The following is a 17,804-nucleotide window of genomic DNA, read 5'->3' as shown; positions in this document are numbered from 1 at the left end:
GCGCACCGTGCGGGCCCTTTTTTCGCGCCGGCCGATCAGTCTTGGTCGAGAAAGCTCCGCACGCTGGCGAGCACCTCGTCTACGTCGTGGCCACCGCAGTCGACGTCCAGCTCTTCGACGGCCCCGGAACGTTTCACGGTGAGCGACACCTGCCGTCCGTCGCGCTGCCCGCGCAGCCAGCCGAAGAGGGACCGGCAGAAAGTGCCCGCCGAACGGCTGCTCACCATCACGACGACGCCGCTGCCCGGCCCGGCGAGCCGCACCCGGCCGGCCAGCTCGTCCTCGGCGCCGAGCCAGGAAACCAGGTGCTGCAACTCGTCCGTGGAGCCGTCCACGGTGATCGCGGCGATCCCTGCCGTCACGGATGCTCCCCTCCCGGGCCCAACAGACGGCGCGAGGGTAACCGACTCGCTACCGGAGTAGGAACCCCCAATTCGGCATTTGCCGAATGCAATTTGCATAAAGAGTCAAGACCGGCGGGCCGAGACCGCGCCGACCACCGTCATGCTGGCCGCCAGCAGCACCACCGACGTGCCGATCGCCAGCGCGAGCGGGCCGCCGTACGGGGTACCGCTCGTGAGGGCTTCCAGCAGCGGATGCACCAGCGGAACCCACCTGCCGAGCAGCACCGCGCCCAGTACGAGGACCGCGGCGAGCACCGTCCAGCCGATGCGCGACACCAGCAGCCGGGAGCACGGCAGGCCGATCGCGATGCCTACCAGCGCGCACGCGAGGTGCGTCGCCAATCCGGTGCTGATCGTCTGCCAATGCAGCTGATTCCGATGCGTCCCGGCCCACGCGACGGTCGCCAGCGTGCACACCACGGTGCACCCGAAAACCGCCAGTACCGCGCCGCGGATGGTCTTGCGGTTGCCGCCGGCGTGGTTGAGCGTGATCAGGCGCTGCACCGGGTCTTCGATGTCCAGCACGGCGATCGTGAGCCAGCAGCCGAGCACGAGAACGCCCGCGCCGCTCACGCCGTACAGCGGCAGCACCGGCGAACTCGGGTCTGCGTAAAGGATCGAGCACAACGCGAGGTACGCGAGCCCGGCGGGCAAATACCGCTGCGAATGTCCCAGCAGCGCCAGGTAATAGCGGCTCACGGCGAGCACGGCGCCACCTCCCGCACTGACCAGCCGCCGGACAGCGCGCGCAGCAGCACGGCGTCGGCGTGCTCGGCGTCGACCGTCAGGACCACGCCGCCAGCCTGGTCGGCGACCGCGTGCACGCCTGGTTCGGCGGACCAGTTGTCAACGCTGGACGACACCGGCAGCAGCGTGATCCGCTTGCGCTCCGGATGCGTTTCCAACGGCGCGACTCGGCCGGATTCGAGCCGGTAGACGTCGTCGGCATGCTCGCGCACGACGTCCGGCCGGTGATCGGTGAACACGACGCTCGCGCCTCGCGCGCGGGTTTCCGAGACCAGTTCGCCGAGCACCGTATGCGTGCCGACGTCGAGGCCGGACCACGGTTCGTCGAGGATCAGCAGGTCCGGCCGCGCCAGCACGGCCTGGGCGAGGCCGACCTTCTGCGCGTTGCCTTTCGACAGCGTGCGCAGCTGCGCGTCCGGGCTGCCGACCAGCGCGAGCCGGTCCAGCAGCGGGTCGATCCCGGACAGGTCAGCCAGCCCGCGGATCCGCGCGAGATGCCGCAGGTAGGCCCGCGCACTCAGCCGCTGGCCGCCGGGGAACCGGTCCGGCAGGTAGCCGATCGCCGGGGTCCCGGTGACCTCGCCGTAAGAAGCTCGCGACACCCCGGCCAGGATCCGCAGCAGCGTGGACTTGCCCGACCCGTTCGTGCCGAGAATCCCGACGACCCGTCCGGCGGGCACCTCGAAATCGATGTGCGTCAGGACCGGTTCGCCGCCGCCGTAGCGTTTTCCGACTCCGCTGAGCCGGATCAGCGGAGTCGGGGCGGTCACGCAGCCGCGGCCTTCTGCAGCGTGCGGGTGGCCCGCTCCAGGTCGTCGACCACGGACGGTTCGACCGGGTGGCCCGCCGAGGCCATCCAGTTCGCCAGCATCCGGTGGCCGCATTCGGTGAGCACGGATTCCGGGTGGAACTGCACGCCTTCCAGCGGCAGTTCGCGGTGCCGCATGCCCATCACGATGCCGCTCTCAGTGGTCCCGGTGACCTCGAAAACCGCCGGATCGATGGTGTCCGGCAGCACGGTGAGCGAGTGGTAGCGAGTGGCGGTGAACTCCTCCGGCAGCCCGGCGAGGATGCCGACGCCGGTGTTCCGCACCCGGCTGGTCTTGCCGTGCAGCAACTCGTCCGCCCGGTCGACGGTGGCGCCGAAGTGCACGCCGAGCGCCTGGTGGCCGAGGCACACGCCGAGCATCGGCGTGCCGGTCTCGGCGCACTTGGCGATCACGTCAATGCTCTGACCTGCGCGTTCCGGCGTGCCCGGACCCGGCGAGACGAGCACCGCGTCGAATTCCGGCACGCGTTCGAGGTCGACGACGTCGTTGCGCCACACCGTGCAGTCGGCGCCGAGCTGCGCCAGGTACTGGACGAGGTTGTAGACGAAGCTGTCGTAGTTGTCGACGACGAGAACGCGCATGCCGCCAGCTTAGCGGCTCCCACCTGGTGGACCGTACGCCAGATCACAGTGAAAGTTAGGATCACCTAACTTACCGTGGACCGGTGAGCCGAATCCTTCGTGTCGCCGTGGTGGGCGCCGGCCCCGCCGGCATCTACGCCGCCGACCTGCTGGACAAGTCCGAAGCGGATGTCGAGATCGACCTGTTCGAGCGCATGCCCGCGCCGTTCGGGCTGATCCGCTACGGCGTCGCGCCCGACCACCCGCGCATCAAGGGCATCGTCAACGCCCTGCACAAGGTGCTGGACCGGCCGAACATCCGGCTGCTCGGCAACGTCGACTACGGCACCGACCTCAAGCTCGACGACCTGCGCGAGTTCTACGACGCGGTCATCTTCGCGACCGGCGCGATGGCCGACCGCGCGCTCGACCTCCCCGGCATCGACCTCGACGGCAGCCACGGCGCCGCCGACTTCGTGTCCTGGTACGACGGCCACCCGGACGTCCCGCGCACCTGGCCGCTCAACGCGTCGTCGGTCGCGGTGCTCGGCGTCGGCAACGTCGCGCTGGACGTGGCGCGCATGCTCGCCAAGACCGCCGACGAGCTGCTGCCGACCGACATCCCGGCGAACGTCTACGAGGGTCTCAAGACCAGCCCGGTCACCGACGTGCACGTGTTCGGCCGCCGCGGCCCGGCGCAGGCGAAGTTCTCGCCGCTGGAGCTGCGCGAACTGGACCATTCGCCGAACGTCGAGGTGATCGTGCACCCCGAGGACATGGAGTTCGACGAGGCGAGCGTCGCCGAACTGCGTTCCTCCAAGCAGACCGACATGGTCGTGAAGACGCTGCAGGAATGGGCGATTCGCGACGAGGGCACCCGCCCGCGGCGGCTGCACCTGCACTTCTTCCACTCCCCGGTCGAGGTGCTCGGCGAGGACGGCAAGGTGGTCGGCCTGCGCACCGAACGCACCGAGTACCGCGACGGCAAGGTCGCCGGCACCGGCGAGTTCCACGACTGGGACGTCCAGGCGGTCTACCGCGCGGTCGGGTACCTGTCGTCGCACCTGCCGGAGATCCCGTTCGACCACACCGCGGGCGTGATCCCGAACCAGGGAGGCCGCGTGCTGGACCTGGACGAGAACCAGGTCCCCGGCGTGTACGTGACCGGCTGGATCAAGCGCGGCCCGGTCGGCCTGATCGGGCACACGAAGGGCGACGCCGCCGAGACGGTCGCGAACCTGCTCGCGGACGCGGACACGCTCGCCGCGCCGAGGCATTCGTCGCCCGACGCGATCCTGGATTTCCTTGCCTCGCGCGGGATTTCGTTCACCACCTGGGAAGGGTGGGGCAAGCTCGACGCGCACGAGAAGTCGCTCGGCGAGCCCGAGGGGCGCGAGCGGGTGAAGGTCGTGGAGCGGGACGAGATGGTGCGGGTTTCGCGCGCCTAGTTCACGTAGACGATCTTCCCTCGGCCGTGCCTGCTTTCGCTCAGCTCATGCGCGGCCGCGGCCTCGCTCAGCGGGAAGGTCGCTGCGACGGGAATCCGTAGTTTCCCCTGCTCAGCGAGCTTCACCGCGGCGGCGAGGCCGTGGACTGCCAGCGGGTCGGCACCGGGAATCGCGGCGCTGTGCGAGAAGTGCACGCCATGCTGAGCCGCGGTGGCGTCCGTGATCGTCACGACCCGAGCGGGGTCCCCGGCGATCTCGATCAGGTCCGGCAGTGCTCCCCCAGCGCAGTCGAAAACCGCGTCGACGCCGCTGACCCGGTCGACAAGACCCGGCCCGTAAGTCGTCGGCTCGGCACCGAGGGAACGCAGGAAATCGTGGTTGCGCGGGCTCGCGGTGCCGATCACCGTGGCACCGCGGGCCACCGCGAGCTGAACGGCGACCGTCCCGACCCCGCCCGCCGCGCCGTGCACCAGGATCGTTTCGCCGATGAGCTGGTCCAACACCCGGGTAGCGCTTTCGACCGCACCTGCCGCACCGCCCGCCTCGGCCCAGCTCCACGCGTCCGGTTTGGGTGCCCAATGAACGAGAACGGCGTACTCGGCGTTGGCCCCGCGAAGATGCGCAGCGGTCATCCCGAAGACCGGCGCACCGATCTCGATCCCGTCGACCCCTTCGCCGACCTCGTTCACCACTCCGGCCGCGTCGTACCCGGTCCGGAACGGGAACGTCACCGGCAGCATTTCTTTGCGCGCACCGGACCGGATGCTGGTTTCCCCGGTGGAAAAACCGGACGCCCGCACGGAAATGCGGATCTCACCAGGTCCGGCGTGCGGTTCGGCGACATCGGCGACGTGCACGACGCTGGGCGGGCCATACTGGGAAAACTGGACGGCTTTCATGCGTCCGACGGTATTCCGGCAGGCCCTCGGTTCGGCCGGAAGTGAGAGGGATGACGGCCAAAGTGAGGCGCACCGACTCCGCGCACAACCGGGTACGCATTCTCGCGGCCGCCCGGATGGCTGGCTCCGGCGCGCCGATACGGGAGATCGCACGGCGGGCGCAGGTGAGTGTCGCGACGGTTTACCGGCATTTTCCGACCAAGGACGCGCTGGTCGCCGAGGAACTGGCGTTGTGCTCGGCGATCGTCGAGGAAGGGCTCGCCGAGGCTGATCCGTGGCAGGGTTTCGTCCTGGTGCTCGAGAAACTCACCGAGGCGCACGCGCGTGATCAGGGGTTTCGTGCGTTCGTCGCGCAACTGCCGGAACGGCTCGACTTCCCCGCCGACCGCGCCCGGACGTTGCGGATGCTGCTCAAACTCATCCGCCGGGCCAAGGAATCCGGAGACCTGCGACCGGATTTCGTACTGGAAGACCTGGTGCTGGCCTTGGTCGCCAGCGAAGGCATCCAGGCGGAACCCGACGTACGCGTCGCGGCGGTGCGCCGCTTCACGGCGCTGCTGATCCAGTCGTTCCGGGCGTCTCCGGCGGCCGAACCGCTGCCGCCGGCCGTGCGAGTGCCGATCAGTTAGCGCCGAGGAACTTCAGCACCGCCAGCACTCGGCGATTCGTGTCGTCCGAAGCGGAGATACCGAGCTTCGCGAAGATGTTCGCGGTGTGTTTTCCGACCGCGCCTTCGCTGAAGTGCAATCGGGTGGCGATCGCGGCGTTTGAACAGCCCTCCGCCATCAGGCCAAGCACCTCGCGTTCCCGCGGCGTCAAGGCGGCCAATGGATCAGAAGCATTGCCCGCCAAGAGTTTCGCAATCACTTCCGGATCCATCGCAGTCCCGCCCGCAGCGACGCGACGAACCGCGTCGATGAACTGCTCCGCGTTGAATACCCGGTCCTTCAACAGATACCCGACCGCGCCGGTGCCGTCCGCCAGCAGTTCGCGCGCGTACAGCTGCTCCACATGTTGCGACAGCACGAGAATCGGCAGCCCAGGCGTCTCCCGCCGCGCGGCGAGGGCGACCTGCAAACCCTCGTCGGTGTTGGTCGGCGGCATCCTTACGTCCACAATGGACACATCGGGCCGGTGTTCGCGCAGCGCGGCGGCGAGTTCAGGCCCGGAACCGACCGCCGCGACGACGTCGAAGCCGTGCGCGGCGAGCAGATGGGTCAGGCCGTCTCGGAGGAGGTACTGGTCTTCGGCGACGACGGTCCGGGGTCGAATTGGCACGGCACCTCCACAATCGCCTCCGTCGGGCCGCCCGGCGGGCTGGTCAGCGCCAACCTACCGGCGAATCCCGACAGTCTCCGCTCGATCCCGCGCAAACCCGTGCCACGTGCGGCATCGGCCCCGCCCTTGCCGTCGTCGGTCACGGTCGCGCGCAGCAGGCCATCGAGGTAGTCCAGCACCACCGTCGCGCGCCGGGCCTCGCCGTGTTTCGCCGCGTTGCCCAGCAATTCGCACACCGCGAAGTACGCGCAGGCCTCCGCCGGCTGTTCGAGCCGACCCGGCACCGACGCCGTGACCTCGACTTTCAACGGACTGTCCAACGCCGCCGCGCGCACCGCGTCGACCAGTCCACGTTCCGACAACACTGGCGGATGGATGCCGCGCACCAGCGACCGCAGTTCGGTGAGCGCTTCCGACGAGGCTTCCCGCAGTTCGGCGGCCAATTGCTTCGCCTTGCCCGGATCGTGGTCGATCAACGCTTCCACCGCGCCGAGCTTCATCCCCATCGCGACCAGCCGCGACTGGATGCCGTCGTGCAGGTCGCGTTCGATCCGCCGCAGCTCAGCGGCCTGCGCGACGTTGACCTCGACCCGCGTCTGGTCCAGCCGGTGCACCCGCTGCGCCAGCCGGGACGCCTCGGTCGGACCAAGGAGCCACCGCCCAAGTTTCGCCTGGCACCTGGCGAGCCACGGCGTCGGCAGGTGTCCCACGAACACCGCCGCCAGCGCCACCGGCGTCATCGCGACCGCACTTCCCGACAGCCCGACCATCTCGAACCAGCCATGCTGGCCAGTGATCCACAACGCGACCAGGCCGTACAACCCCCAGAAGACCAGCGCCGCCGACGGCACCCACAGCACCGGCGACACCACCGTCAGCACCACCGCGGCCGCCATGTCCCGCCAGGTCGCGCGGTCGTGGAGCACCCAGTGGATCCGGGCGCGCAGCATCGGCCACCACGGTTCCTCGTACAACTGCTTGCCGAACTGGTACAGCCCGTCGCCGCGCGGCACCGGCAGCGCGGGCGGCGGCAGGTACGGCTGGGCAATCCGCACCCCAGTCCAGCGCTCCGCTTCGCGGCGGAAGGTGTCGGCGACCGCGCGGCTGGCCAGCGTGACGGTCGGAAACACCAGCACCGCGCCGGACAGCACGATGAGCTGGGCGACCGCCATCCCCAACTGCGCCACCGAGATCGCCCACAGCCCGAGCTGATGCCCAAGCGTCTCGAACCGTCGGTGAAGCCAGCTCTTCCCGCGCGGCTCATGCGGGCCAAGCCAGTACGCGGTCCACCGGGCGTACCCGCGCAGCGCGACCGGCCCGGCGACCAGCGAAAACGCCGCGAAAGCCAGCGCGACCAGCGGGTTCAGCAGCTGCCAGCCGAACTCCCGTCCGGTCGCCGGATCCTCCATGATCCACGTGAAACGTCGGTTCCAGCGGATCCACCACGCACGCCGGTAAAGCTGGGTGCCGTCGCGGAACCAGCCGTCGCGCTCGCGTTCCGGCTCCGGCGGCGCGGGCCGGTACGGGCTCGGGATCTCCCGTCCAGTCCACCGGCCGACCAGCTCCCGGGTCCGCCGCGACCGGACCCGCGCGAGTTCGATCGCGGGCGAGAAGAAGAACACGAGGCCGACACACAGCAGCGCGAACGCGATCAGTTCGAGCAGGAGATCGACCCAGCTCACCACCGCGAGACCGGCGAGTGCCCACGCGCGCCGCACCGACGTCATGGCCCCCTCCTTTCGCGTCCAGTCTCGTCTCTTCGGTCCGCCCGAACACTGGCCGCGGCCCCCTTGCCGGGGTGGCCCTAGCCCCACCCCGACACCCGCAAAACCCCACCTCAACTGGGGTTTCCGGCTCATTCTGCCGGACCGCGGGCACTTCTAGCGTCGTTCGCATGCGACTCATCGAAGTTTCCGAACTCCGCAAGGCCTACGCGGGCCGGGTCGTGGTCGACGGTGTCTCGTTCTCCGTCGAACGCGGCGAGATCTTCGGCGTCCTCGGCACGAACGGCGCCGGGAAGACCACCACTGTCGAATGCCTCCAGGGCCTGCGCTCCCCGGATGCCGGCACGATTTCCGTGCTGGGCCTCGATCCGGCGCGCGACGCCGCCGAACTGCGCCGCCGCGTCGGCACCCAGCTGCAGGACACGCGGCTGCCGGAGAAACTGCGGGTCCGCGAGGCGCTCGCGCTGTTCGCGTCCTTCTACCCGAATCCCGCCGACATCGACGTGCTGCTGACCCAGCTCGGCCTGGACGACCACCGCGACATCGCCTTCGGCAAGCTCTCCGGCGGTCTCCGGCAACGGCTGTCCATCGCACTCGCCCTGGTCGGCAACCCCGAACTGGCCATCCTCGACGAACTGACCACCGGCCTCGACCCGCACGCCCGGCAGGAAACCTGGCAGCTGATCGAGAACGTGCGCGCCTCCGGCGTGACCATCGTGCTGGTCACCCACTTCATGGACGAGGCGCAACGGCTGTGCGACCGCCTGGTGCTGCTCGACCAGGGCCGCGTCATCGCCACCGGCACTCCCGCCGAACTGCTCGCCAGCACCGGCCAACCCACCCTGCAGGAAGCGTTCGTCGCTCTCACCTCGCTTGGAGCTTTCTGATGCGCACCTTGCTCGCCACCGAAGCAAAACTGTTCCTGCGCACGCCGATGTGGGCGATCCTGGGCGTTTTCCTGCCGACCGCGATCCTGCTGGGCGTCGGCTCGATCCCCGGAATGCGGGAACCGAGCCCCGCCACCGGCGGCTACCGATTTGTCGACCTGTGGGTGCCGTCGCTGGTCGTCATCGCGCTGGCCATGCTGGGCCTGCAGGTGATGCCAGCCGCCGTCGCGACTTACCGGGAGCACGGCGTCCTCCGCCGCCTCGCCACCACCCCCGTGCCGCCCGCGTACCTCCTGTTCGCGCAGGTGCTGATCCACGCCGCCGTCGCGCTCGCCGGGGTGGCGCTGATGCTCGTCACCGCTCGGATGGCCTTCGACGTGCCGATCCCGCGGCATCCCGGGCTCTTCCTGCTGGCCCTGCTGTTAGGCCTGGTCTCGGTATTCGCGCTAGGCCTGATCGCCGCGTCCGTCTCCGGCTCCGGCAAATCCGCGGGCGGACTGGCGATGATCGCGTTCTTCCCGATCATGTTCCTCGGCGGCGTCTACCTGCCGCGGCCGCTGCTGCCGACGGTGCTCCAGAAGATCGGCGCCTACGTGCCACCGGGAACACAGCCGCTGCAAGACGCCTGGGTAGGCAACGGCGGACAGCCACTGCAGTTCGCCGCACTGGCCGCCTTCGCGCTGGGCGGAACGGCGCTCGCGGTGCGGCTGTTCCGGTGGGAGTGATCCACCAAAGTGGTGATGAAACTCGTTTTCTCTTGTGGCCGGGTCCGGCGGGCCGGTAGCTCTGAGGGGTACCGCCGACCATGGAGGTTGTCTTGTCTCTGGACGTATCGCCCGCGCTGCTGGAAAAGGCCGAACGCGGGGAGGTCTCCGACGCCGAGTTCGTGGCCTGCGTGCGGGAATCGCTGCCGTACGCGTGGGAGGTCATCACCGGAGTGATCGCGGAAGCGGACACCGCCGCGGACGGATTCGCGGACAACGAAACCCCTCCGCCGAGCGAAGCCGAACGCGGCCAGCTGCTGCGAGCACTGGCCTCCGACGCGATCCGGGGCGGGCTGGAGCGGCATTTCGGGGTGAAACTGGCGTTCCAGAACTGCCACCGGGTGGCGGTGTTCCGGGAGGCGGACGGGGATCGGTACCGGGCGTTCGTTTCGCCTCGCGGGCAGTTGCTGAACCAGAGCCCTGAGCTGCGGGACTGCTAGCCCTCCCGCAACGCGGGCAACACTTCCGCACCAATCCGCGCGATATTCGCCATCGTGCCCTCCGGCGTACCGGACGCTTCCACGAACATGATCACGTGGGACACCCCGGTACGCCGGAGGCTCGTCCGCAGGGTCTCGACGCAATGCGAAACCGGCCCAACCGGATGGATCGCGCACAGTTTTTCCGTGTACTCCCAAGGATCCCGGCCAGGCCCGGGTCGATCGTCCACCGGCACATGCGCGGCGAGGCCATCCGCCAGCCACCCCGGCAACGCGCCGCGCACTACCTCCCGCGCATCGTCCCCGACCTGGCACAGCACCGTCGACACATGCTCGGCAGGCGCGCCGTAAGCAGCGACCGTCTCCGCCTTCTCAAAGTCGTCCGCGTGCAGGCCCAGCAACAAGGGCAGCTCACGTTCCGCCGCCAACCGGACCGCCGAGGAAGCCGGGCCGCCGCAGGCCACCACGACTCGTGGGGTCCGTTGCGGAGTAGGGCGCAGCGGCACTTCACGAAAAGAAAAGTGAGAGCCCTCAGCCGAGACCCGGCCAGCAGCGGCAGTCAGCAAAAGATCCAGTGACTCGGCGAAACCCGTTTCGTAGCGCGACAATCCGGTCCCGAAGACCTCCAGATCCTGCCACGGCCCACCCCGGCCAACACCCAACCGCAGTCGTCCGTCGGAGATCGCGTCGAGCATGGACCACTGCTCCGCCAACGCGACCGGGTGCGTCGTGGACAGCACGCTTACCGCCGTGCCCACGTCGATCCGGGACGTCCGGCCCAGCACGTGTGCGGCGAGCGTGATGGCGGACGGGCACACGCCATACGGCATGAAGTGGTGCTCGGCCAGCCACACGTCGTCGAAACCGGCCGCTTCGGCCGCGATCGCCGCGTGGACCGTGCGCCGGAGTACGGCGGTGTCGTCCTGGCCCGGGAAGCGGCCCGAGACCAGGAAGACCCCGAACCTCAGTTGTTCACCGACACGTTGTTGAACCACAGCAACGGGTCCAGCCACGGGAACACCACGAACATCAGCAACGCCACGATGCCGAGCACCAGCACGAGCGCGATCGCGAACTTCACCGCGAACGGACCGGGCAGATGCCGCCAGAGCCAGCCGTACATCAGGAACCGACTCCGATCTTCTTCAGCAGCGTCGTGTAGTCCGGCACCTGTGTCTTCGGCACCTGGCGGGTCAGCACGGAGGTGATGATCAGCCGCTCCTTCGCGGAGAACTGCGGGTGGCACGTGGTGAGCGTGAGCAGCGAAGCCTGCTGCGCCTTCGGCAACGCCCCGGCCGGCTTGTACGGCACCGGGTTCACCGCGTCGCCCTGGCTCGGCTGGACGACCTTGCGGCCGAACGTCTCGTCGTACGGTCCGCCGCCGGGGATGCTCGCGTTGCGCAGGGTCGACACGCCCTTGCACTCCGGCTGCGCGCCCTTGCCGCTGCTCCAGCCCTTGACCTCGTCCTCGTACGGCAGCACCTGGTAGATGAAGAAATCGGTGTGCGTCTCGATGACGATCTGGTCGCAGGAACTCACGTTGTCCAGGTCGTTGAACGGCGCGCCCTTGCCGACCCGGTGCCCGGCGATGCCGAAGTTGCCCGGTTCGCCCGGCAGCGCGGTGCCCTTGTAGTGCCCGGGACCGACGGCCAGCGACTCCTCGCCGGTGCCTTCCTGGATGGTGAAGTTGAAGTCCGCGCCGAACGACGGGATGTGGATGCGCGCGAACGCCTTTCCGTCGATCAGCTCGGGGTGCAGCGTGCGATCCTTCGCCCAGTCGCCGTCCAGCTGATCGCTCGCGGTGTGCTGTTTCTCCGCCGAGAACAGGTCGGTGACCCACACCTCGTACACCATGAACAACAGCACGATCACGCCGAGCGTGATGAAGATTTCGCCCGCGGTGCGGATCGCGACCCCGCCCTTGCCCAGCGGCGGCGGGGCTTTCTTGGCTTTCTTGTCGTCCTCGTCGGCGACGGCCACCGCGGCGAACACCTCGGTCGGCTGCTCGGCGAACTCCGGACCGGTCATCCGCCTCCGGGACGGATCCGCGGCTCCCACTCGCCGGGGCATCGGCCTGCCTTCTTCCGGCTGCCGGCGAGGCTCCCCACCGCGCGGACGACGCGCGGGGTCTCCCGGCTGCGGGGGACGATCGGCGCGGAATTCCCCGGTACGGCCGGGGTCGCTTGGCCGTCGTTCGCCGCGCGGGCCTTCGGCGCGGAACTCGCCCGTACGCCGGGATGGACCGGCGCCGCGCGGGCCGCCGAAATCCCCGCCGCGGGGGTCACCCTCGCGGGGCCCGCCTTCGCCCGCCCGCCCTTGTCCAGGCCGGTTTTCACCGGGGTCCCGGTGCGGTCCGCCCCGGTCGATCGGCGTGCGCTGTTCGGGTGATCTGCGGCCAGGGTCGCCGGCCACTCTTCGCCGCGGCGGAGTCTCCCCGGACTGCCGCCTCGGCGGCGGGGGCTGGCGGCGGACCGGGCGGTCAGGTCCCGTGCCGGGGCGGCGGTCGTCCTCGCCCGGCCAATCCTGCGGCGTCACGCAAGCTCCTCCCGCGCCCGGCCGGAGTCCTCCTCGGCACTCCAGGTGGCGCTATTGTCACAGTCTGAGAAACCCCGACCGCTCCCGCCCGGTGCTGCGGAGCCGTCGTTTACGTTAACGTGTGCACGTGGCGCTGGTTGCGCACCCCGACAGCGGGACCTCGTCCAGGATGCCGCCACCAGGAATGCCCGAGAGCACGCGAGGAAACGATGCCGAAGTCGAAGGTCCGCAAGAAGACCGCGTACACCCCTCCTGTCGACCGCCGCACCCCGGTGAAGGTCCAGGCCGCGGGACCGTCGAACCTGTTCTACAAGATCGTCATGTTCGGCCTCATGCTCCTCGGGCTGGCGTGGCTGGTCGTGAACTACATCGCCGGCGACAAAGTTTCGTTCCTCAGCGAACTCGGAAACTGGAACTTCGCGATCGGTTTCGCCGCGATGATCGCCGGCCTGCTCATGACGATGCGGTGGCGCTGACCATCCGCCGGATCAGCTTTGCTCCGGTCGGCCGATTGACACCGAATCACATCGGTGTGACTCATCCCCAGTGTGGATAACCCCTGTGGATAACCACCCGGTCTCCTGGGCTCCACGCCGAAACCTCGTGGTAGTGGCGTGGGGCCTGACCACCTTGCTGCTGGTCGGAACCGTCCTGGACGCGCTCTTCGGCGACGGCAAGGGCGCGGTGCTGACCGGCCTCGCGACACTGGCCGCGGGCGCGTTCGCGGGTCACTGGACGCTCGTGCGTCCTCGTCTGTCGGCGGATCTCGACGGCCTGCGCGCCCGCACGCTCAACGGGACCCATCGGCTCCCCTGGACCGGCACGACGGTCCGGCTGCGCAGCACGCGGCGCCTCGGCCGCGACGGCGTGACGCTTGAGCTGGAACACGACGACCAGCTGTTCATCTTCGGGCAGACCGATCTCGGCGAGGATCCGCGCGACGTGCTGGACGTGCTGACTGAGCTGCGAGCCCGCTCAGCGGGAACCTGACAAGCCGCAGAGATAGCTCAACTGGCCTCGGGCCATCCCGAAATCGCAGTCGAGCGACGGGATCTGAGTAGCTCGCCACGCGACCAGCCCGACGAGCGCGATCGTGATGATCACCAGGCCGATGGTCTGCCACCGCACCCGGTTTCGCTCGGGCGCGTAGAGAATCGCGGCCGCCACCAACGCGCCGGTCACCAGCCCGCCGACGTGGGCGAGGATCGAGATCTGCGGGATCGTGAACGTGACGTAGGCGTTGATGACCAGGTTGATCAGCAGCGCGGTCGGATTCAGCCGGAGCTTGAGCACGATCACCGCGTAGGCGCCCAGCAGGCCGAAGATCGCCCCAGAGGCACCCGCGGACGGCCGGTTCGGCTCGTCGAACAGCAACACCGCGGTGGACGCGCCGAACATCGACACGAAGTACAGCGCCAGGAACCGCGACCTGCCGAAAACCTGCTCCAGCGCGCGGCCCATCATCCACAGCGAGAACGCGTTCGCCGCGATGTGAATGGGTCCGTAGTGCAGGAAGCCCGAGGTGAAGATCCGCCACCATTCGCCGCCGCCGAGCGCGGGATACGTCCACAGCTCGCCGAGTATTTCGAGGCGGGCAGCACCGTTGTTGAACAGGCTTTGCGCCTGGATCGCGGTGATCAGGAAGAGCACCACGTTCACCGCGATCAACGTGGCGGTGACGACGTAGGAATTCGACAGCCGGGCCCCGGCGATCGTGCGGGAGCCCAATCCGGCGTTGCGGTACTGCCGTTGCTGTTGTTTCTGCTGTTGCGCACCGGTCTGGACGCAGTCGGTGCACTGGAAGCCCACCGGGGCCTCGCGCAGGCAGTCCGGGCAGGCCGGACGTCCGCAGCGGGCGCAGCTGAGGCCGGTCGGGCGGTTCGGATGCCACCAGCAACCGGGAAGGGACGGCGCGGACGGGTTCGGTGGTTGGCTCACGATGCCTCCAACCTACCGAAACCCCATCCCTGCCTGCGGCGCGTCAGTCTTCGACGGTGATCTTCTCGATGACCACGTCGGACAGCGGGCGGTCCGCCGGGCCGGTCGCGGTGGTCGCGATGGCGTCGACGACGGTGCGGGACTCCTGGTCCGCGACCTCGCCGAAGATCGTGTGCCGGAAGTTCAGGTGCGAGGTCGGCGCGACGGTGATGAAGAACTGCGAGCCGTTGGTGCCCGGCCCGGCGTTCGCCATGGCCAGCAGGTACGGCTTGGAGAACTGCAGCTCGGGGTGGAACTCGTCGCCGAACTTGTAGCCGGGGCCGCCGCGGCCGGTGCCCGTCGGGTCACCGCCCTGGATCATGAAGCCGTCGATGACCCGGTGGAAGATCGAGCCGTCGTAGAACGGACCGGAGTCGCCGCCCTTCGCGTTCGGCTGGGTGTACTCCTTGGAGCCGGTGGCCAGCCCCACGAAGTTCGCCACGGTCTTCGGCGCGTGGTCGGGCAGCAGGTTCACGTGGATGTCACCCTGGTTGGTGTGCAGGGTGGCCTTGCGGGCGCTTTCAGTCACGCCGCCATCGTGCCACCCCTTCGCACAAATGGGGGGTTCAGGGGGCGTTCCCGGCCCGTCGCGCTGGACATCGGCCCAGGAAGAAGGCACTTTCCCGAGGTTTCCGGGACGGCGGGAGCGGGAAGCCGCAGCGGTGCGGGCGGAAAAAGGGCAGGATAGATGTCAAGCAACAGATCTGTTTCACAACGATTGATGAGGTGAAGACCATGACCCGGGCCGTGGAATCGGTCGGTGAGTCGGCCAAGTCCGGCTCGGCGGACCTGCGGAAGCTGGTCGTCGAGGCGGGCAAGGCGGGCGCGAAGGCCGCCGAGGCCGGCGCGGAGGAGCTGGGCAAGCAGAGCCGCCGGGCCCGGCGCAAGCTGGCGAAGAAGACGGAGCTGACCCGCAAGGAGCTGAAGAAGAGCTCCGCCGCGGCACGCAAGGAGGCGCTCGCCCGCATCGCCGAGCTGAAGAAGCCGGGCCGCAAGGCCAAGAAGGCCGCGATCAAGGCCGCCGCCTCGGCAGGCGAGTCGAAGCGCCGCGGCAAGAAGGACTTCAAGGCGGCGAAGAAGGACTTCCGCGTCGCGCTGGAGGAGGCGAAGAGCGCCGCCAAGGGCACCCGCAAGCGTCGCCGCTGGCCGTGGATCCTCGGTCTCGGCGCGGTCGCGGTCGGCACCGCCGTCGCGCTGAAGTCGCGGCAGCAGGAGCCGCCGGTCGCCCCGGCCCCGCCGAAGGCCACCCCGCCCGCTCCGCCCGCCAAGCCGGCTCCCGAGGCCAAGGACGCCAAGCCGGGCGAGCCGAAGACGAACGGCAAGGCGCCGAGCACGTCGGCCGCGGAGAAGAAGAACTGAACGCGCGAAAAGGGCCCCGGGAAGTGCGTCCCGGGGCCCTTTTTCGTGTCTCGCTTCAGTCGGTTCAGACCGCGGCGGCGTGCTTGTCGATCAGCTGGCCGAGCCGCGGCAGCGCCTCCTCGACGTTCTTCTTGCCGTTCGGGCGCAGCTTCGAGTAGACCTTCTTGATGCTGTCGCGGCTGCTGCGGTCCGCACGGCTGTCGGTAACCCCGAGCAGCGCGTCCGAAGCCTCGTCCGAGCGGCTGGTCAGGTAGGCACCGAAGTCGTTGCCGCCCTTGGCCCGGTAGTCGCCGTAGAACGGCTCGAGGGCGCCGGCGAAGTCGTCCAGCAGGCTGTCGACCGCGGACGGGATGATGCCCGGCTTGATCTTCTTGACGGCGGCGAAGCCGGTCTTCACGACCGCGCCCGAGACCCCGCCCTTGTCGGAGACCTCGGCGTCCACAAGCTCTCCGAGGTCGGTGACCACGCTGGGGCGACGGCTCGAGTCGAGCAGGATTTCCTTGAGGGTGTCAGCCACGAATCTGTCCTTGTCGTCAAAAGGGGTAACCAAGTATTCGGTGCCGGACGGGCACCCGCCGCGCGAGTGTTGGGGGGACTGCGCGTGCTGCTTAGAGTAATACAAGATCAACTTCACTCACCCGTGCGGAGCCCGTTACTCAGAGCTTCAGGGCAGCGATAGCCTTTTTCGCCACTGTGCGTGCTTTGATGCTCTGCTTCTGGTTGCTCGTCACGATGACGGCGGCCTCGCCCTTCGCGACGGCGTAAACCACCCCGTCGCCCGCGGGCTGGTAGCCGCCCTTCCACCCCGCCGGATCCGACGCCGGGTTCGACGTGTCGACCGGCGCGGCCTTGTTGACCAGCGCCGTCGCGACATCGCTCTTGCCCACGTACACGCGCACGCTCAGCTGAAGGCTGCCGTCCGGGCGGTAGAAGAAGCACGTCGGATGCGGCTCGTCGGCGGAGATGCTCACCTTCGTGACGTGCTGTCCGTTCGCGTCCTGCACCGTCTCGTTCGACAGGTACGGGCACTCCGCGGTGCGCGCGGGCTGCGGATCGGGCGGCAGCCCCTCCGAGGCCGACGCGGAACTCGCCGGCGCCGAAGACGGAGTCTCCTTCGCCGGGCTCGACGGATTGCAGCCGGCGAGCAGGACCAGGGCTGGGGCGAGAACGAGAAGTCGGCGCATGGCGGGCACAGTCAACCATGCCAGGTGAAGTCCGCGCGAAGGCGGCGCGTGCGACGATGGCAGCGGATTCCGCTCAGCCCCGGGGAGGTCGCGGACGTGCTCACGCCAGAGCAGTACCTGCAGGTGGTCGCCGAACGCGTGTCGCGCAGCGGCGGCAGGCTCAACACCGTCCAGATCGGACCGGTGACCGCCGCGGTCGGCCTGTTCACCGAGTCGATCATGCTGTCCACGATGAACTACTGCGTCGTCGCCGGGGCCTACCCGAACGTCGACGCGGCGACGCTGCAGCAGTTCACCGGCATGGCCACCCAGCACGCCCGCGCCAACGTGCAGGGCACGATCGGCTGGACCGCCGCGTCGGTGGTGATCTGCGGGCTGGTCGGGCGCGTGCACCCGGACGCGGCGCAGCTGGCGAGCGCGAAGACGAGCAACCAGTTCGGCGGCGAAACCCGGATGGTCGCGGTGGATCCGCACGCGGGCATGACCTACGCGTTCACCGGCGGGAAGCTCTGGGGCGCGGCCATGCACGGCGCGATCAACGCGAAGCTGCTGTTCTGTTTCCCGCAGCCGGGCGAGGCGTTCCAGCAGGTGCAGTGGCAGGCGCAGCAGCAGGCCTACCAGCAGCCGCCGCAGCCGGGTCCCGGCGGATTCCCCGGGCAGATCCCGTCCGGGCCGATGCCGCAGACCGCTCCCCCGCCCGCCGCGGGTCCGGCCGGGCCGCAGCCGCCGCACTACCCGCCGCCGGGGCAGCCGCCGTACGGTCGGTGA

At 69.2% G+C, this 17,804-nt stretch carries 24 protein-coding genes; 9 read left to right on the top strand and 15 right to left on the bottom strand.

Annotated features, from left to right (window positions below):
* Positions 1-35: 35 nt before the first annotated feature.
* From ACFSVL_RS29225 to ACFSVL_RS29210, 4 genes are all read right to left on the bottom strand, one after another.
* The gene (locus ACFSVL_RS29225) at positions 36-362 is read right to left on the bottom strand and encodes an effector-associated constant component EACC1 (protein ID WP_378308767.1); all 327 of its coding nucleotides are present in this window, start codon (positions 360-362) and stop codon (positions 36-38) included.
* A 105-nt stretch (positions 363-467) separates the two neighbouring features.
* The gene (locus ACFSVL_RS29220) at positions 468-1,112 is read right to left on the bottom strand and encodes a hypothetical protein (RefSeq protein WP_378308766.1); all 645 of its coding nucleotides are present in this window, start codon (positions 1,110-1,112) and stop codon (positions 468-470) included.
* Positions 1,100-1,903, bottom strand: coding sequence for an ABC transporter ATP-binding protein (locus ACFSVL_RS29215; RefSeq protein WP_378308963.1), 804 nt, complete (start codon positions 1,901-1,903; stop codon positions 1,100-1,102). The genes ACFSVL_RS29220 and ACFSVL_RS29215 overlap by 13 nt, the downstream gene beginning before the upstream one ends.
* Before the next feature lie 14 nt (positions 1,904-1,917).
* Complete coding sequence (locus ACFSVL_RS29210) at positions 1,918-2,562, bottom strand: aminodeoxychorismate/anthranilate synthase component II (protein ID WP_378308765.1); 645 nt, start codon at positions 2,560-2,562, stop codon at positions 1,918-1,920.
* Between the two features lie 110 nt (positions 2,563-2,672).
* Between ACFSVL_RS29210 and ACFSVL_RS29205 the strand changes: the two genes are divergently transcribed.
* Positions 2,673-3,989 (top strand): FAD-dependent oxidoreductase, encoded by a 1,317-nt coding sequence (locus ACFSVL_RS29205; protein WP_378308962.1) that lies wholly within the window; start codon positions 2,673-2,675, stop codon positions 3,987-3,989.
* Here the strand turns inward: ACFSVL_RS29205 and ACFSVL_RS29200 are convergent.
* A complete protein-coding gene (locus ACFSVL_RS29200) occupies positions 3,986-4,888 on the bottom strand; it encodes an NADP-dependent oxidoreductase (protein WP_378308764.1) in 903 nt (300 codons plus the stop codon). The genes ACFSVL_RS29205 and ACFSVL_RS29200 overlap by 4 nt on opposite strands.
* A gap of 50 nt (positions 4,889-4,938) precedes the next feature.
* Between ACFSVL_RS29200 and ACFSVL_RS29195 the strand changes: the two genes are divergently transcribed.
* A complete protein-coding gene (locus ACFSVL_RS29195; protein ID WP_378308763.1) occupies positions 4,939-5,517 on the top strand; it encodes a TetR/AcrR family transcriptional regulator in 579 nt (192 codons plus the stop codon).
* Here the strand turns inward: ACFSVL_RS29195 and ACFSVL_RS29190 are convergent.
* Together ACFSVL_RS29190 and ACFSVL_RS29185 are read right to left on the bottom strand one after the other, a co-directional pair.
* Positions 5,510-6,166, bottom strand: a complete 657-nt coding sequence (locus ACFSVL_RS29190) for a response regulator (protein WP_378308762.1) — start codon at positions 6,164-6,166, stop codon at positions 5,510-5,512. The genes ACFSVL_RS29195 and ACFSVL_RS29190 overlap by 8 nt on opposite strands.
* Positions 6,106-7,893, bottom strand: a complete 1,788-nt coding sequence (locus ACFSVL_RS29185; protein ID WP_378308761.1) for a sensor histidine kinase — start codon at positions 7,891-7,893, stop codon at positions 6,106-6,108. Before ACFSVL_RS29185 ends, ACFSVL_RS29190 begins: the two co-directional genes overlap by 61 nt.
* 167 nt (positions 7,894-8,060) lie before the next feature.
* On the opposite strand from ACFSVL_RS29185, the gene ACFSVL_RS29180 reads away from it, so the two are divergent.
* The 3 genes from ACFSVL_RS29180 to ACFSVL_RS29170 all read left to right on the top strand — a co-directional run bounded on the left by ACFSVL_RS29180 (position 8,061) and on the right by ACFSVL_RS29170 (position 9,981).
* Positions 8,061-8,777, top strand: coding sequence for an ABC transporter ATP-binding protein (locus tag ACFSVL_RS29180; RefSeq protein ID WP_378308760.1), 717 nt, complete (start codon positions 8,061-8,063; stop codon positions 8,775-8,777).
* On the top strand, positions 8,777-9,502 hold the full coding sequence (locus tag ACFSVL_RS29175) for an ABC transporter permease (RefSeq protein ID WP_378308759.1): 726 nt from the start codon (positions 8,777-8,779) through the stop codon (positions 9,500-9,502). Before ACFSVL_RS29180 ends, ACFSVL_RS29175 begins: the two co-directional genes overlap by 1 nt.
* 92 nt (positions 9,503-9,594) lie before the next feature.
* Positions 9,595-9,981, top strand: coding sequence for an SCO5389 family protein (locus tag ACFSVL_RS29170; RefSeq protein WP_378308758.1), 387 nt, complete (start codon positions 9,595-9,597; stop codon positions 9,979-9,981).
* Here ACFSVL_RS29170 and ACFSVL_RS29165 read toward each other — a convergent pair.
* From ACFSVL_RS29165 to ACFSVL_RS29150, 4 genes are read right to left on the bottom strand one after another with little or no spacing between them, the layout of a single operon-like run.
* On the bottom strand, positions 9,978-10,976 hold the full coding sequence (locus ACFSVL_RS29165) for an LLM class flavin-dependent oxidoreductase (RefSeq protein WP_378308757.1): 999 nt from the start codon (positions 10,974-10,976) through the stop codon (positions 9,978-9,980). The two genes, ACFSVL_RS29170 and ACFSVL_RS29165, sit on opposite strands and share 4 nt — an antisense overlap.
* Positions 10,946-11,104, bottom strand: a complete 159-nt coding sequence (locus ACFSVL_RS29160) for a hypothetical protein (protein ID WP_093572273.1) — start codon at positions 11,102-11,104, stop codon at positions 10,946-10,948. Before ACFSVL_RS29160 ends, ACFSVL_RS29165 begins: the two co-directional genes overlap by 31 nt.
* Positions 11,104-12,051, bottom strand: a complete 948-nt coding sequence (locus ACFSVL_RS29155) for a class E sortase (RefSeq protein ID WP_449224390.1) — start codon at positions 12,049-12,051, stop codon at positions 11,104-11,106. The genes ACFSVL_RS29160 and ACFSVL_RS29155 overlap by 1 nt, the downstream gene beginning before the upstream one ends.
* Complete coding sequence (locus tag ACFSVL_RS29150; protein WP_378308755.1) at positions 12,006-12,317, bottom strand: hypothetical protein; 312 nt, start codon at positions 12,315-12,317, stop codon at positions 12,006-12,008. The genes ACFSVL_RS29155 and ACFSVL_RS29150 overlap by 46 nt, the downstream gene beginning before the upstream one ends.
* Positions 12,318-12,725: 408 nt before the next feature.
* On the opposite strand from ACFSVL_RS29150, the gene crgA reads away from it, so the two are divergent.
* Together crgA and ACFSVL_RS29140 are read left to right on the top strand one after the other, a co-directional pair.
* Complete coding sequence (gene crgA / locus ACFSVL_RS29145; RefSeq protein WP_378308754.1) at positions 12,726-12,992, top strand: cell division protein CrgA; 267 nt, start codon at positions 12,726-12,728, stop codon at positions 12,990-12,992.
* Positions 12,993-13,125: 133 nt separating this feature from the next.
* Positions 13,126-13,506, top strand: coding sequence for a PH domain-containing protein (locus tag ACFSVL_RS29140; protein ID WP_378308753.1), 381 nt, complete (start codon positions 13,126-13,128; stop codon positions 13,504-13,506).
* Here the strand turns inward: ACFSVL_RS29140 and ACFSVL_RS29135 are convergent.
* Both ACFSVL_RS29135 and ACFSVL_RS29130 read right to left on the bottom strand, forming a co-directional pair.
* Complete coding sequence (locus tag ACFSVL_RS29135; RefSeq protein WP_378308752.1) at positions 13,492-14,454, bottom strand: rhomboid family intramembrane serine protease; 963 nt, start codon at positions 14,452-14,454, stop codon at positions 13,492-13,494. The two genes, ACFSVL_RS29140 and ACFSVL_RS29135, sit on opposite strands and share 15 nt — an antisense overlap.
* Before the next feature lie 43 nt (positions 14,455-14,497).
* Positions 14,498-15,022: a peptidylprolyl isomerase gene (locus ACFSVL_RS29130; protein WP_378308751.1), complete on the bottom strand. Its 525-nt coding sequence runs from the start codon at positions 15,020-15,022 to the stop codon at positions 14,498-14,500.
* A 206-nt stretch (positions 15,023-15,228) separates the two neighbouring features.
* Between ACFSVL_RS29130 and ACFSVL_RS29125 the strand changes: the two genes are divergently transcribed.
* Positions 15,229-15,852 (top strand): hypothetical protein, encoded by a 624-nt coding sequence (locus ACFSVL_RS29125; RefSeq protein WP_378308750.1) that lies wholly within the window; start codon positions 15,229-15,231, stop codon positions 15,850-15,852.
* A gap of 64 nt (positions 15,853-15,916) precedes the next feature.
* Here the strand turns inward: ACFSVL_RS29125 and ACFSVL_RS29120 are convergent, their stop codons facing one another.
* Together ACFSVL_RS29120 and ACFSVL_RS29115 are read right to left on the bottom strand one after the other, a co-directional pair.
* Entirely contained in the window at positions 15,917-16,369 is a 453-nt protein-coding gene (locus ACFSVL_RS29120; RefSeq protein ID WP_116206128.1) for a DUF6918 family protein, read from the bottom strand.
* Positions 16,370-16,508: 139 nt separating this feature from the next.
* Positions 16,509-17,036, bottom strand: coding sequence for a DUF2020 domain-containing protein (locus tag ACFSVL_RS29115; protein ID WP_378308749.1), 528 nt, complete (start codon positions 17,034-17,036; stop codon positions 16,509-16,511).
* Between the two features lie 96 nt (positions 17,037-17,132).
* On the opposite strand from ACFSVL_RS29115, the gene ACFSVL_RS29110 reads away from it, so the two are divergent.
* The gene (locus ACFSVL_RS29110; RefSeq protein WP_378308961.1) at positions 17,133-17,804 is read left to right on the top strand and encodes a hypothetical protein; all 672 of its coding nucleotides are present in this window, start codon (positions 17,133-17,135) and stop codon (positions 17,802-17,804) included.

The sequence above is a fragment of the Amycolatopsis silviterrae genome (assembly GCF_042684085.1).
Classification (GTDB): Bacteria; Actinomycetota; Actinomycetes; order Mycobacteriales; family Pseudonocardiaceae; genus Amycolatopsis; species Amycolatopsis silviterrae.
The sequence above is the reverse complement of the archived record's forward strand: the minus strand, read 5'-3'. Positions and strand labels throughout refer to the sequence as shown.

What these genes read in the sequence shown, in the direction of transcription:
- ACFSVL_RS29210 (WP_378308765.1), bottom strand. Translation starts at nt 2,562, where the DNA reads ATGCGCGTTCTCGTCGTCGACAACTACGACAGCTTCGTCTACAACCTC.
- ACFSVL_RS29200 (WP_378308764.1), bottom strand. Translation starts at nt 4,888, where the DNA reads ATGAAAGCCGTCCAGTTTTCCCAGTATGGCCCGCCCAGCGTCGTGCAC.
- ACFSVL_RS29195 (WP_378308763.1), top strand. Translation starts at nt 4,939, where the DNA reads ATGACGGCCAAAGTGAGGCGCACCGACTCCGCGCACAACCGGGTACGC.
- ACFSVL_RS29185 (WP_378308761.1), bottom strand. Translation starts at nt 7,893, where the DNA reads ATGACGTCGGTGCGGCGCGCGTGGGCACTCGCCGGTCTCGCGGTGGTG.
- ACFSVL_RS29180 (WP_378308760.1), top strand. Translation starts at nt 8,061, where the DNA reads ATGCGACTCATCGAAGTTTCCGAACTCCGCAAGGCCTACGCGGGCCGG.
- ACFSVL_RS29175 (WP_378308759.1), top strand. Translation starts at nt 8,777, where the DNA reads ATGCGCACCTTGCTCGCCACCGAAGCAAAACTGTTCCTGCGCACGCCG.
- ACFSVL_RS29160 (WP_093572273.1), bottom strand. Translation starts at nt 11,104, where the DNA reads ATGTACGGCTGGCTCTGGCGGCATCTGCCCGGTCCGTTCGCGGTGAAG.
- ACFSVL_RS29155 (WP_449224390.1), bottom strand. Translation starts at nt 12,051, where the DNA reads ATGCCCCGGCGAGTGGGAGCCGCGGATCCGTCCCGGAGGCGGATGACC.
- crgA (WP_378308754.1), top strand. Translation starts at nt 12,726, where the DNA reads ATGCCGAAGTCGAAGGTCCGCAAGAAGACCGCGTACACCCCTCCTGTC.
- ACFSVL_RS29125 (WP_378308750.1), top strand. Translation starts at nt 15,229, where the DNA reads ATGACCCGGGCCGTGGAATCGGTCGGTGAGTCGGCCAAGTCCGGCTCG.
- ACFSVL_RS29115 (WP_378308749.1), bottom strand. Translation starts at nt 17,036, where the DNA reads ATGCGCCGACTTCTCGTTCTCGCCCCAGCCCTGGTCCTGCTCGCCGGC.